12 protein-coding genes and 2 pseudogenes are annotated in these 12,874 nt (G+C 68.8%); 12 read left to right on the forward strand and 2 right to left on the reverse strand.

The genetic code is table 11. From position 1 onward, the window contains the following. Positions 1-302: 302 nt before the first annotated feature. The 8 genes from F6Q13_RS15505 (at position 303) to F6Q13_RS15540 (ending at position 7,564) form a co-directional block, all read left to right on the forward strand. Positions 303-671, forward strand: coding sequence for a YraN family protein (locus F6Q13_RS15505; RefSeq protein ID WP_293058267.1), 369 nt, complete (start codon positions 303-305; stop codon positions 669-671). Then, positions 671-2,182, forward strand: a complete 1,512-nt coding sequence (locus F6Q13_RS15510; protein WP_293058270.1) for a YifB family Mg chelatase-like AAA ATPase — start codon at positions 671-673, stop codon at positions 2,180-2,182. The genes F6Q13_RS15505 and F6Q13_RS15510 overlap by 1 nt, the downstream gene beginning before the upstream one ends. Continuing rightward, positions 2,179-3,318, forward strand: coding sequence for a DNA-processing protein DprA (dprA, locus tag F6Q13_RS15515; RefSeq protein ID WP_293058273.1), 1,140 nt, complete (start codon positions 2,179-2,181; stop codon positions 3,316-3,318). The genes F6Q13_RS15510 and dprA overlap by 4 nt, the downstream gene beginning before the upstream one ends. 219 nt (positions 3,319-3,537) lie before the next feature. Then, a complete protein-coding gene (locus F6Q13_RS15520; protein ID WP_293058275.1) occupies positions 3,538-3,747 on the forward strand; it encodes a type II toxin-antitoxin system VapB family antitoxin in 210 nt (69 codons plus the stop codon). Continuing rightward, positions 3,738-4,160 (forward strand): PIN domain nuclease, encoded by a 423-nt coding sequence (locus tag F6Q13_RS15525; protein ID WP_293058277.1) that lies wholly within the window; start codon positions 3,738-3,740, stop codon positions 4,158-4,160. Before F6Q13_RS15520 ends, F6Q13_RS15525 begins: the two co-directional genes overlap by 10 nt. A 563-nt stretch (positions 4,161-4,723) precedes the next feature. Beyond that, positions 4,724-5,884 carry a lactate 2-monooxygenase gene (locus F6Q13_RS15530; RefSeq protein WP_293058279.1) on the forward strand — a complete coding sequence of 387 codons (1,161 nt, stop codon included), beginning with the start codon at positions 4,724-4,726 and terminating at the stop codon, positions 5,882-5,884. Between the two features lie 32 nt (positions 5,885-5,916). Then, complete coding sequence (locus F6Q13_RS15535) at positions 5,917-6,831, forward strand: tyrosine recombinase XerC (protein ID WP_293058282.1); 915 nt, start codon at positions 5,917-5,919, stop codon at positions 6,829-6,831. Positions 6,832-7,054: 223 nt separating this feature from the next. Then, the gene (locus tag F6Q13_RS15540; RefSeq protein WP_293058285.1) at positions 7,055-7,564 is read left to right on the forward strand and encodes a hypothetical protein; all 510 of its coding nucleotides are present in this window, start codon (positions 7,055-7,057) and stop codon (positions 7,562-7,564) included. 68 nt (positions 7,565-7,632) lie between these two features. On the opposite strand, the pseudogene F6Q13_RS15545 reads toward F6Q13_RS15540, so the two are convergent. Further along, positions 7,633-8,100 (reverse strand): annotated as a pseudogene (locus F6Q13_RS15545) (M23 family metallopeptidase); the annotation flags it as partial. 269 nt (positions 8,101-8,369) lie between these two features. Here F6Q13_RS15545 and rpsB point away from each other — a divergent pair. The 3 genes from rpsB to F6Q13_RS15560 are packed head-to-tail and all read left to right on the forward strand — an operon-like array spanning position 8,370 to position 11,486. After that, a complete protein-coding gene (gene rpsB / locus F6Q13_RS15550) occupies positions 8,370-9,233 on the forward strand; it encodes a 30S ribosomal protein S2 (RefSeq protein WP_293058287.1) in 864 nt (287 codons plus the stop codon). 3 nt (positions 9,234-9,236) lie between these two features. Then, a complete protein-coding gene (gene tsf / locus F6Q13_RS15555; protein WP_293058290.1) occupies positions 9,237-10,052 on the forward strand; it encodes a translation elongation factor Ts in 816 nt (271 codons plus the stop codon). A gap of 15 nt (positions 10,053-10,067) precedes the next feature. Beyond that, a complete protein-coding gene (locus F6Q13_RS15560; RefSeq protein WP_293058293.1) occupies positions 10,068-11,486 on the forward strand; it encodes an amidase in 1,419 nt (472 codons plus the stop codon). 328 nt (positions 11,487-11,814) lie between these two features. Here F6Q13_RS15560 and F6Q13_RS15565 read toward each other — a convergent pair whose 3' ends face one another. Continuing rightward, a complete protein-coding gene (locus F6Q13_RS15565; protein ID WP_293058296.1) occupies positions 11,815-12,219 on the reverse strand; it encodes a transposase in 405 nt (134 codons plus the stop codon). A gap of 469 nt (positions 12,220-12,688) precedes the next feature. Between F6Q13_RS15565 and F6Q13_RS15570 the strand changes: the two are divergent. Further along, a pseudogene (locus F6Q13_RS15570) lies at positions 12,689-12,874 on the forward strand (hypothetical protein); the annotation flags it as partial.

Genomic DNA, 12,874 nt, shown 5'->3' on the forward strand with positions numbered 1-12,874 from the left:
GGCCGCTACCGGTAGCGAGTCTGCCCGATGACTGACCCGCTAGTTCTCATTAGGCTACCAGTGCGAATGCGTCGACATGAGTGTGAGTACCCCACCGCTGTGAAAGGCGCGGCATCGCAAAGACGCGCCGGTTCACGTTGAGCGCGCTCACCGATGGTCAGCATGCCCGCCGCCGGTGCCGCCCGGCAGCCGCGGTCGCAAAGTTGTGGATCAACCCGTAACTGGGGATAACTGACCGTGAAACCGCGGTGGCTGGCCGGCGGCCGGTCTGCCGCGTCGGCGCCGGAGCTCAGGGTGCTGGCATGACCACATTAACGCGGGCCGAACTTGGCGCGCTCGGTGAACGAATGGCCACCGACCATCTGGCAGGCTTGGGACTGCGGGTCCTGGCCCGCAACTGGCGCTGCCGGTACGGCGAGCTGGACGTGATCGCCGTCGACCCGGGCACCCACACGGTGGTGTTCGTCGAAGTCAAAACCCGCACCGGGGACGGTTTCGGCGGCCTGGCCTACGCGGTGACCGAACAGAAAGTGCGGCGACTGCGTCGGCTGGCCGCGCTGTGGCTCGCCGAGCAGGACCGACATTGGGCGGCGATCCGGATCGACGTGATCGGCGTGCGCATCGGGCGGCGCCGCACTCCGGAAATCACCCACGTGCAAGGGGTCGGCTGATGGCGCTGGGGCGTGCGTTTTCGGTCGCGGTACGCGGACTGGATGGCGAAATCGTCGAGATCGAAGCCGACATCACCTCCGGCCTGCCGGGCGTGCACCTGGTCGGCCTGCCCGACGCCGCGTTGCAGGAGTCACGCGACCGGGTACGCGCGGCGATCACCAACTGCGGCAACACCTGGCCGTCGGCACGGCTGACCCTGGCGCTGTCCCCGGCCACCCTGCCGAAAATGGGCTCGGGGTACGACTTGGCGTTGGCCGCGGCGGTGCTGTCGGCGCAGCGGAAAGCCCCGTGGCGGCGGCTGGAGACGGTCGTGCTGCTCGGCGAACTGGCGTTGGACGGCAGGGTCCGGCCGGTGCGCGGCGTGTTGCCGGCCGTGCTGGCCGCCAAGACCGAGGGCTGGCAGGCCGTCGTGGTTCCGGTGGACAACCTGGCTGAAGCCAGCCTGGTCGACGGCATCGAGGTATGGGGTGTGCGGACCCTGGCCCACCTGCAAGCCTGGCTCGGCGACGTGGCGCGATTGGAAAACAGGATCACCGCAGCGGCCCCGGCGCCGGAGTCGCAGGCCGACCTTGCCGATGTGGTCGGGCAGTCCCAGGCCCGTTTTGCCGTCGAGGTGGCCGCCGCGGGTGCTCATCACCTGATGCTGACCGGTCCGCCCGGGGTGGGTAAAACGATGCTCGCACAACGCCTTCCAGGGTTGCTGCCGGCATTGTCGGAGTCCGAGTCGCTGGAGGTCACCGCGATCCACTCGGTCGCCGGCTTACTGTCCGAGGCCACGCCGCTGATCATCCGGCCGCCGTTCGTGTCGCCGCACCACAACTCCAGCGTCGCCGCGCTGGTCGGCGGCGGGTCCGGCCTGGCCCGCCCGGGTGCGGTCAGCCGCGCTCACCGCGGGGTGCTCTTCCTCGACGAATGCGCCGAAATCGGTGTCAGCGCCTTGGAGGCGTTACGAACGCCGCTGGAAGACGGCGAGATTCGTCTTGCACGCCGAGACGGGGTGGCGCGCTACCCGGCCCGGTTTCAACTGGTGCTCGCCGCCAACCCGTGTCCGTGTGCCCCGGCGGATCCGCGGGACTGCATCTGCGCCCCGGCGGCCAAACGTCGCTACCTCGGCCGGTTGTCCGGGCCGCTGCTGGACCGCGTCGACCTGCGGGTCGAAATGCATCCGGTGCGCGCGGGGGCGTTCTCGGCGACACCGGCCGAGTCGACCGCGCAGGTGCGCAGCCGGGTGGCATCGGCACGCGACGCGGCCGCCGAGCGATGGCGTCCCCACGGGTACACCACCAACGCCGAGGTCAGTGGACCGCTGCTGCGGCGAACGTTCAGGCTTTGCAACGCGGCGATGGAGCCGCTGCGCACGGCGCTGGACCGCGGGCTGCTGAGCATTCGTGGGGTCGACCGCACGCTGCGGGTGGCCTGGACACTTGCCGATCTGAACGGCCGTACCTCCCCCGGGCCCGACGAGGTCGCCGCCGCGCTGAGTTTCCGCCAACCCGGGCCGGAGCGATGACCGACCCGACCCTGCGGGCGTGGGCCTACCTGTCGAGAGTGGCCGAACCGCCGTGCGTGGAACTTGCCGCGCTGGTGCAGCGGGTGGGACCGCTGGAAGCGGCCGAGCGGGTCCGACGTGGTCAGGTCGACGACACGCTGGCCCACCATACCGAAGCCAGGCGCGAAATAGACCGGGCCGCCGATGATCTCGAGATACTGGCCCGCCGCGGTGGTCGGCTCATCACGGCGGACGACGATGAGTGGCCGACGCTGGCATTCGCCGCATTTGCCGGTAACGCGGTGGCGGCCAAACCGCACGGCAGGCCGCCGATGGTGTTGTGGGCGGTGGGGCCCGAATCGCTGGACGAGATCACACAGCGTGCGGCCGCAGTTATCGGCACCCGGGCCGCCACCGCCTACGGCGAGGTCGTGACCGCGGATCTGACGGCCGGGCTGACCGAGCGCGGCGTGGCGGTGGTGTCCGGCGGAGCCTATGGCATCGACGGCGTGGCCCACCGCGCCGCTCTCGCCTGCGACGGCGTCACCGTTGCGGTTCTGGCGGGCGGTATCGACATCCTTTATCCCGCAGGTCATTCCGGGCTTCTGCATCGGATCGGCAGCAGCGGTTTGTTGGTCACCGAATACCCTCCGGGGGCGCGCCCGGCGCGGCACCGGTTCTTGACCCGCAACCGCTTGGTGGCGGCGTTCGCCGGAGCGGCCGTCGTGGTCGAGGCTGGCCTGCGCAGCGGGGCGGCCAACACCGCCGCGTGGGCCCGGGCTCTGGGTCGGACCGTGGGTGCGGTGCCCGGGCCGGTGACGTCGGCGGCGTCGGCGGGTTGTCACGCCTTGTTGCGAACCGGTGCGCACGTCGTCACCCGCGCCGAGGACATCGTCGAGTTCGTGGGCCGCATTGGCGAGTTCGCGCCCGAACTACCACGGCCGACGACCGCGCTCGACGGTCTCAGCGATGCCGAACGGCGGGTGTATGAGGCGCTGCCGGGCCGTGGGACGGCGACCGTCGACCAGGTCGCCGTCGCGGCCGGGTTGGTGCCCGCCCGCGTGTTGGGCCCGCTGGCGATGCTGGAAGTCGCGGGGCTTGCCGAGCGTCAGGACGGCCGCTGGCGCGTCGTGCGGCAGCGCGGGAGGACAGCATGAGTCGCGTGAACCGCATAGCCGATGAGACCCGCTGGCGGTGGGTGGCCTGATCATGTCAGCAAGGTCGCATTGCTTTGCCGTTCTGGCCAAGAGTCATCAACAAAATGACTGGTGAAAGGCCCGATGAGGGCATGGGTGTTGTCCGGTCCCTTTTGTTGCGATTCAACGGCAGAGCTCACCGAGGATATCTATTTCTAATCCATCGGATATACTTGACGGATGACGAAACGGCTGATCGATGTGGACGACGACAAGCTGGAGCAGGCGCGGCGATTGTTCGGCACGTCGACGGCCAAGGCGACGGTGAACGAGGCTTTGGCGGAGGTGTTGGCGCTCGCTCAGCGCCGTAAAGCCCTGCTGCACCCTGAGGTCATTGCGGGCAGTGCCGAGCTGGCCGCCGACGAGCAGCGCAGGTCCGCGTGGGCTTAAAAGCCTATTTTCTCGGCGACACCTCCGCCGTCGCTCGGGTGAGCAAGCCGGCCGTGGCGCAGCGGCTCATCCCGTTGATCGAGGCCGGGCTGGTGGCCCGGTGCACCATCACCGACCTCGAAGCCGGGGTCAGCGCGCGCAACGAGCGGGATTGGAAACGCACCCGGCACGCTCGGTCACCCTGGCCCCAGGCGACGATCGATCAGGACGTGATGGACCGTGCGTTCGAGGTGCAAGGGGCGCTGGCCGTGGAAGGTCTACACCGCACGGTGAAGCTCGGCGATCTGCTCATCGCCGCTGCCGCCGAACGTGCCCGGCTCGTGGTGCTGCACTACGACCGTGACTTCGATCGGATAGCGACGATCACCGGTCAGCCCACGGAATGGGTGGCGCCACCGGGAACTGTCGACTAGGGAAGGGCCGCCGTCCCCGCTCGGCGGTGGGGTGCGCCACCAGGGGGTAGATTCCCCACTTGCGTCGAGCCTGAAGTGCTTTGGTCGAGAATCCACCCAGCGGCACTTGTTTCAGTGCGGCAGTGCTGTTCGCTGCTGCTTTCGTTCGCCGCGATGGGCAAGCTTGCCTTCGACCGTGCGCCTGCGGCATCGAGTGTGCGCCTGCGGATTCGAGCGTGCATCCAAGGCGCATCACGTCGGCGTGTCGTCGCCGTGGATGCACAGTCAACGCGCCCGGTCGCCATGGATGCACTGTCGACGTCGAGGACGCACGTTCGGCGCGAACCACCAGCCAACGCACTGGCCGCGTCAGCCGAAGACGGCGGGGGTAGATGTCCGACTCGCGTGCAAGGTCCGGAAGCCCTGCTGTGGGACGCGCTTCCCCACCGAACGTGCATCTACTGCGAGATTCGGTGCAGTTTTTCGCATCACCTCCACGCTCGGCATGTTCGGATCCGGCAAAAGGCAGCCATTCCCGGGTACGACGTTTTGGCCCGCTGATCACCGCCTGGCATCCTCGACACATGGCATTCGGGGATTATCAGTTCGAGATCTACCTGCAAGGACTGGCCGGGACGACGCCATCCCTGCCGATGGACTACCCGGACCTGGAGGCCAGAGCGCAGGCCGCCATGTCGCCGTCGGTGTGGTCCTACGTGGCAGGCGGCGCCGGCGACGAGCGCACCCAGCAGGCCAACTGCGCGGCCTTCGAACGCTGGGGACTGATCCCGCGGATGTTCGTCGGCGCCAAAGACCGCGACCTGTCTGTGGAGTTGTTCGGCATGACGCTGCCGTCACCGGTGTTCATGGCCCCCATCGGCGTCATCGGGATCTGCGCCCAAGACGGCCATGGCGACCTGGCCGCCGCCCGGGCGGCCGCCCGCACCGGCGTGCCGATGATGGTCTCGACGCTCACGGCCGACCCCCTCGAAGACGTCGCCGCCGAGTTCGGCGACACACCCGGGTTCTTCCAGCTCTATACGCCGACCGACCGCGAGCTGGCCGCCAGCCTGGTGCACCGTGCCGAGGCGGCCGGCTACCGGGGCATCGTCGTCACCCTTGACACCTGGGTGCCCGGCTGGCGTCCCCGCGATCTGTCCACCGCCAATTTCCCGCAACTGCGCGGGCACTGCCTGAGCAACTACACCAGCGACCCGGTGTTTTGTGCAGGCCTCGCGCAGCCGCCGGACGACGACCCGCGCGCCGTCGTGCTGCGCTGGGCGCAGGTCTTCGGCAATCCGCTGACCTGGGATGACCTGCCGTGGCTGCGGTCGCTGACCGGCCTGCCGCTGATCGTCAAGGGCATCTGCCACCCCGAGGACGCCCGGCGCGCCAAGGACGCCGGGGTCGACGGCATCTACTGCTCCAACCACGGCGGCCGGCAGGCCAACGGCGGCCTGCCGGCGCTGGATTGTCTGCCGGCGGTGGTCGACGCGGCCGACGGGCTGCCGGTGCTGTTCGACTCCGGGATCCGCAGCGGCGCCGACATCGTCAAAGCCCTGGCCCTGGGCGCCACCGCGGTCGGCATCGGCCGGCCCTACTCCTACGGCCTGGCGCTCGGCGGGGTCGACGGCATCGTGCACGTGCTGCGTGCGTTGCTGGCCGAAGCAGACCTGATCATGGCCGTGGACGGTTATCCCACGCTGGCCGATCTGACTCGTGACGCGCTGCGGCGCGTCGGCTGACCGCGGCCGCCGCGATCTGCGACCGTGGGGGAGTGGACGCGGCCGTCGAGGACTACCTTAATGCGTTCGACGAGTATCTGGCGCTGCAGCGCGGGCGTTCTGCGCACACGCGTCGCGCGTACCTGGGCGACGTGCGGTCGCTGTTGGCCTTTGTCGACGACCGTGCGCCGGGGTCGGGTCTGGCCGGGCTGAGCCTGCCGCTGCTGCGGTCCTGGCTGGCTGCCGGGGCGAACGCCGGCGCGGCGCGCACGACGTTGGCCCGGCGCACCTCGGCGGTCAAGGCGTTCACCGCCTGGGCGGTGCGGCGTGGTCTGCTGTCTGCTGACCCGGCCGCACGGCTGCAGCACCCCAAGGCGCGGCGGACACTGCCGGCGGTGCTGCGCCAGGATCAGGCGCTGGCCGCCATGGCGGCAGCCGAATCCGGATCCCAGCACGGTGATCCGCTGGCCTTGCGGGACCGGCTGATTGTCGAGCTGCTCTACGCCACCGGTATCCGGGTCAGCGAACTGTGCGGCCTGGACATCGACGATGTCGACACCGGACGCCGGCTGCTGCGGGTCGTGGGCAAGGGCGACAAGCAGCGCACCGCGCCGTTCGGCGAACCGGCCGCCGAGGCGCTCGCGGCGTGGCTGGCCGACGGGCGCCCTGCGCTGGCCACCGCCGAGTCGGGACCGGCGCTGCTGCTGGGCGCGCGGGGCCGCCGGCTCGACGTGCGGCAGGCCCGCACCGTCGTGCACCAGACCGTCGCCGCGGTCAACGGCGCACCGGACATCGGGCCGCACGGACTGCGGCACAGCGCCGCCACCCACCTGCTCGAGGGCGGGGCGGACCTGCGTATCGTGCAGGAGTTGCTCGGCCATGCCAGCCTGGCCACCACCCAGCTCTACACTCACGTCACGGTGGCCCGGTTGCGCAAGGTGCACGAGCAGGCCCATCCGCGGGCCTGAGGTCCCCGGGATGTCGAGCCGTTCAAGGGTTTGAGCCGGCCACCCGGCCTTCAATGTGGTACCTTGCGGCGACCGGCCTGAACAGCGCTTAAGACCGCTTAAGACGAGGAGTGCGCAGATGATGCGGAGCCATCGCCGGGTTCATCGGGGTCGCCGGGCCGCTGGGCGGTCTGCTGCGACGGTTCTCGGTGGCGGCGCCATTGCGGCTGCGGTCATTCTCGCGGTGGCCGCGCCGGCTAGCGCCGACGACACGACACTCCTCGACACCGCGGGCTCTGACCTGCACACAGCTGATGGCGATTTGAGCACCGCGCTCAAGGATTTGGGCGCCAGCGCCACCCCTTTTGAGAAAACCGGCATTGACCAGGCCATAGCCCTGCAACACCTCAGCCATTTGGGGGATCAGCAGCTGTTGTCTACGGAAGATTCCCTCATCGCGCATGGCAACCCGCTTGAGGCGAGCGTGGTGCAATTGCTCAGCAACGTGTTCGATAACGCCATCTACCAAGAGGCCGTGAACTCACTGGACGCCGACCAAGCCTTGGAAGCCGCTGTTGCTGCGACGACCAGTACAGCCAATGATCCCTCGGTGTTGGCCGACACGGCGGCAGCAGTCCCTGCGCCCGTGGACTACATCGAGCCGCTGCCTCAGGGTGTCGTGTACGGAGTCGCAGCCGCGGTGACAGATGTGGCGACGACCCACCTTGCTGATGCGGTCATCGGACTCTTCTGATCCGCGATGGCAGCCAGCCCTCGGCGCTGACCGGTGACCGAGGAGACCGGGGAGCGGACGACGCTGCCCAGCGGCTTGAGCCGCACCGGGGTCGACTTCAGAAGCCCGAGCGGGTCGACGTAGTCGGCGCGGGACGCGGGACCCCACATCGCTCCCCAGTGCAGACACGCTGCGGTCGGGCAGCCCTGATGGCCTGCGGCCAACTCGCCGACCATCGTGCCCGCGCCCACCGGTTGCCCGACCCGAACGCTCGCCCGCACCGGCTCGTAGCTGGTGCGTAAACCGCCCGGATGAGCGATCGACACCACCGGCCGACCGGCCAGCGTCGCGGCGAACACCACCGTCCCGGCGCCCGCCGCGTACACCGGCTGACCGGGTGCGCCGGCCAGATCCACCCCCCGGTGGCCGGGGTTCCAGTCGGGGGAGGGGGCGTCGAACGCCCGCAGCACGGCGGGTCGGGGCCGCAACGGCCAGTCCATCCGAACACCGTCGGCCCGTGTCGGGGCCGCGCCCAGCAGCGCGACCACCAGCAGGACCATCAGCGACCACACCTCATCAGTTCAGCGGGATGAGGGCCCGCCCGCCAGGCGTCGGCGGGCCGGGCTGTGGACAAAGCACCAGCTACCGGCGTGTAAACTCAACCGCGCAGCTCGCCTCAGCGGGCTGACTTCGCGTGTGTGCAGCCGAACGGATGTCGCGCGGTCCCGCCAAGGCTCTGCCGGGCGGGTCTGGCATCCGGCAGACACCAGGGCCCGTCCTCACCCGATGGCGGGCGACAACCGACAAGAAAAGGACATGGGCCACTATGCCTGTTGTCACCATGAAGCAGCTGCTCGACAGCGGCACCCACTTCGGGCATCAAACCCGCCGGTGGAACCCCAAGATGAAGCGGTTTATCTTCACCGACCGCAACGGCATCTACATCATCGACCTGCAGCAGACCTTGACGTTCATCGACAAGGCGTACGAGTTCGTCAAAGAGACCGTCGCCCACGGTGGCACGGTGCTGTTCGTCGGCACCAAGAAGCAGGCACAGGAAGCCATCGCCGCCGAAGCCACCCGCGTCGGCATGCCGTATGTCAACCAGCGGTGGCTCGGCGGCATGCTCACCAACTTCGCCACCGTGCACAAGCGGCTGCAGCGCCTCAAGGAACTCGAGGCGATGGAGCAGACCGGCGGCTTCGAGGGCCGCACCAAAAAGGAGATCCTGGGACTGACCCGGGAGAAGAACAAGCTGGAGCGCAGCCTCGGCGGCATCCGCGACATGTCCCGGGTGCCGTCGGCGATCTGGGTCGTCGACACCAACAAGGAGCACATCGCCGTCGGGGAAGCCCGCAAGCTGGGCATCCCGGTGATCGCGATCCTGGACACCAACTGCGACCCCGACCTGGTCGACTACCCGATACCCGGCAACGACGATGCGATCCGCTCGGCAGCGCTGCTGACCAAGGTGATCGCCTCCGCGGTCGCCGAAGGCCTGCAGGCCCGCGCCGGCCTGGGCCGCGGCGACGGCAAGCCGGAAGCCAGCGATTCGCTGGCCGCCGAACCGCTGGCCGAGTGGGAACAAGAGCTGCTGGCCGGTGCGACCACCACCGCTGTCCCCGTTGGTCCAGACGACACCGCTGCCGGCGAGACCGCATCAACCACCGAGTCCTCACAGGAAGGCTGATCATTGGCGAACTTCACCGCCGCCGACGTCAAGCGGCTTCGGGAACTGACCGGCGCCGGCATGCTCGACTGCAAGAACGCGCTGACCGAAACCGGCGGCGACTTCGACAAGGCCATCGAGGCGCTGCGCATCAAAGGCGCCAAGGATGTCGGCAAGCGCGCCGAGCGGGCCGCCGCCGAAGGGCTGGTCGCGGCCCAGGGCGGCGCGCTGATCGAGCTCAACTGCGAGACCGACTTCGTCGCCAAAAACGCCGAGTTCCAGCAGCTGGCCGCCGAGGTGGTCGGTGTTGCCGCGGCGGCCAGGGCCACCGACGTCGACACCCTCAAGACGGCCACCATGGGCGAGAAGACCGTCGAACAGGCGATCGGCGAGCTGTCGGCCAAGATCGGCGAGAAGCTCGCGCTGCGCCGGGTCGCGTTCTTCGACGGTACGGTCGAGACCTACCTGCACCGGCGCTCGGCCGACCTGCCGCCGGCCGTCGGTGTGCTGGTCGAATACACCGGCGCAGACCGCGAGGCCGCGCACGCGGTGGCCCTGCAGATCGCCGCGCTCAAGGCCCGCTACCGCAGCCGTGAGGACGTTCCCGCCGAGGTGGTGGCCAGCGAGCGGCGCATCGCCGAGGAAACCGCGCGGGCCGAGGGCAAACCCGAGCAGGCGCTGCCCAAGATCGTCGAAGGCCGGCTGAACGGGTTTTTCAAGGACGCGGTGCTGCTCGAGCAGCCGTCGGTCTCCGACACCAAGAAGACGGTCAAGGCATTGCTCGACGAGAGCGGGGTCACCGTCACGCGGTTCGTTCGCTTCGAAGTCGGCCAGGCCTGAATCCGAGATTGGTCAATGCGGCAGGTGCATGCGTTCGGCGACGACGCTCTCGGTGATCTCGACGTGGTCGGCCTGGTCGAGGCGATCGAGTCTGGTCAGGTCAGCCGGGGCGAGGTTCTCGAGGCCGCCATCGCCCGTGTCGAAGCCGTCAATCCGGTGCTCAACGGGTTGGCCTACGCGGCGTTCGACCGGGCCCGAGCCGCGGCGGCCGAATCGTCGCGGCGCGGGTTTTTCGCCGGTGTGCCGACCCTCGTCAAGGACAACGTCGACGTTGCCGGCATGCCCACGATGCAGGGCACCGACGCCTGGCTGCCGACGCCCGCGCGCACCGACGGCGACTTCACCAGGCTGTATCTGGCGACCGGCCTGATCGCGCTGGGCAAGTCGCAGATGTCGGAATTCGGCTTCAGCGCGGCCGCTGAGCATCCCCGGCTGGGGCCGGTGCGCAACCCCTGGGACACCGACTACACCGCGGGCGCGTCGTCGTCGGGGTCGGGCGCATTGGTCGCCTCAGGCGCAGTGCCGATTGCCCACGCCAACGACGGTGGCGGTTCGATCCGGATTCCGGCGTCGTGCACCGGTCTGGTGGGGTTGAAGCCGACCCGCGGCCGACTTCCGTTGGAGGCAGAGTTTCGGCGGATGCCAGTGCGACTTGTCACCCATGGTGTGCTGACCCGATCGGTGCGCGATACCGCGGCCTTCTATCGGGAGGCTGAACGGCTGTGGCGGCCTCGCAAGCTTCCGTCCGTGGGCGACGTCAGGGGGCCCGGCAAGCAGCGGTGCACGATCGCCATCCTTACCCGCTCGGTTGTGCGCGAATGCAGCCCTGAGCTGCGCGAGCTGACCCTGAAGTCCGCCGCACTGCTCGAAGAACTCGGTCACCGGGTCGAGCACCTCGACCAGCCCCCGGTGCCGTCGTCTTTCGCCGAGGACTTCGTGCTGTACTGGGCGCTGCTGGCAATGGCGCTGGTGCGCAATGGCCGTCGGGCTTTCGGCGAAAGCTTCGATCGGAGCCGGCTGGACAACCTCACCCTCGGTCTGCACCGCCACGCCCACCGCAACCTGCATCGGGCACCGCTGGCGATCCTGCGGTTGCGGGCGCTTCGTAAGCGCACCGCGCAATTATTTCGGACTTACGATGCGGTGCTGACCCCGACAGTGGCCGACGAGCCGCCGCCGATCGGCCACCTCGACCCGACGGCCGACTACGAGCAGATCATCGACCGGCTCTCCAGCTGGGTTGCCTTCACCCCCCTGCAGAATGTTACCGGGGAACCCGCGATTTCACTGCCGCTGGCGCGATCGGCGGCCGGACTGCCGGTGGGCATGATGGTCACCGCCGACATCGGCCGGGAAGCCCGGCTGCTCGAACTCGCCTACGAACTCGAAGAGGCGCAGCCGTGGGCCCGCATCCACGAGCAAGCCGTGGAGTAGGCATCGATCTCAACCAGGGCTAGTTCCCCAGGGGCGGCGCCCCGCCGTGGTGCAGGAAAATTTGGCTCTAGTCACCCTGGCATCTGCCGGGCGTGGTGATCGTTGATGGCGCTGGTGGGATTGTCCTGTTCGGGGGACACTGGCGTGGTGTTTCGGTTGACCCCGGACGCTCTATGGTGCCGGTGAGCCTGCGGGCTAGTTTGGTGGCGGAGGGCATGTTTGTCATCCGCGGGAGCCGTGGATTGTTGCCTGCGAGGTGCCTCAGCTAAAAGTGAGCGCGAAGCGGTGGTTGGTGCCTCACGCATGGTGAGCGCGTGGGGGGCTTGCACTACTTCGTCTTGGCCAATCGGTTGATTGACGGTTGTAATGCTTGCAGGTCGATGCGGCGGGCGGCGGCCAGGGCCTCGGTCTTGGTTTTGGCCAGGTCCAGCAGCTGCATCTGGATGGCGTTGATCTGCCGGGTCAAGTCAGCCGGGTTGATGCCCTCGATGCGGGCGGCCACGGTCGACAGCTGTTGGGCGTCAAGGATGCCCGATGCCTGCAGACGCTGCCACGGGGTGGCCGGCTTGTCATAGACGCGCTTGCGGCGACCATCTGCGGCGACGGTGTAGCCGACGGCCTTTTTCGTCGGGGTGAAGAAGTTCAGGCGCAGCGACACCAGCTCCCACAGCTCGTTGAGTAGCTCCAGCTCCTCGGGGGTGTCGTAGCGCCAGTAGAAGGCATGTTTGCGCACCACGTGATTGTTCTTGGACTCCACATGGGTGTTGGGAGGCACTCAGGTTGAGCACCAGAGGGTAGATATCCGGCACTGACCGTGAGCAGTTTGTTGGCTGGTCATGTCGGGGTTTGGTGTTCGCGGCGCCGGGGCGGCACGGTGATTACGTCGTTGTAGGCGACGGCCCTCCCGGATGTCTTCGGCAAGAGTCTGCGGGAGGGCCGTCTGCGCGCTTGGAGGCGCAGTGGTCACGGTAGAGGCGGATGCCGATGAAGTCGAGCGCAGGCTGGCGGCGGGCGAGCTGAGGTGCCCGGTGTGCAGCGGCGTGCTGAGGGGTTGGGGGTGGGCCAGGCCACGACAGCTACGCGGCCCAGACGGGTCGCTGCAGCTGTGTCCACGTCGGTCACGGTGCACCAGTTGTGGGGTGACGCACGTCTTGTTGCCGGTGACCGCGCTGCTGCGGCGCGCCGACGCGGCGGCGGTGGTCGTGTTGGCGTTGGTGGAGAAGGCTACGCGTGGGGTGGGGTTTCGCCGGATCGCGGCCAAGCTGGCCCGTCCGGCCGAGACGGTGCGCGGCTGGCTGCGCCGTTTCGCCGAGCGGGCCGAGGCGGTGCGGTCGGTGCGAGGTGCCTCAGCTAAAAGTGAGCGCGAAGCGGTGGTTGGTGCCTCACGC

This window comes from Mycobacterium sp. (assembly GCF_008709575.1).
Taxonomy (GTDB): Bacteria; Actinomycetota; Actinomycetes; order Mycobacteriales; family Mycobacteriaceae; genus Mycobacterium.

What these genes read in the sequence shown, in the direction of transcription:
- F6Q13_RS15505 (WP_293058267.1), top strand. Translation starts at nt 303, where the DNA reads ATGACCACATTAACGCGGGCCGAACTTGGCGCGCTCGGTGAACGAATG.
- F6Q13_RS15520 (WP_293058275.1), top strand. Translation starts at nt 3,538, where the DNA reads ATGACGAAACGGCTGATCGATGTGGACGACGACAAGCTGGAGCAGGCG.
- F6Q13_RS15510 (WP_293058270.1), top strand. Translation starts at nt 671, where the DNA reads ATGGCGCTGGGGCGTGCGTTTTCGGTCGCGGTACGCGGACTGGATGGC.
- rpsB (WP_293058287.1), top strand. Translation starts at nt 8,370, where the DNA reads ATGCCTGTTGTCACCATGAAGCAGCTGCTCGACAGCGGCACCCACTTC.
- F6Q13_RS15560 (WP_293058293.1), top strand. Translation starts at nt 10,068, where the DNA reads ATGCGGCAGGTGCATGCGTTCGGCGACGACGCTCTCGGTGATCTCGAC.
- F6Q13_RS15530 (WP_293058279.1), top strand. Translation starts at nt 4,724, where the DNA reads ATGGCATTCGGGGATTATCAGTTCGAGATCTACCTGCAAGGACTGGCC.
- dprA (WP_293058273.1), top strand. Translation starts at nt 2,179, where the DNA reads ATGACCGACCCGACCCTGCGGGCGTGGGCCTACCTGTCGAGAGTGGCC.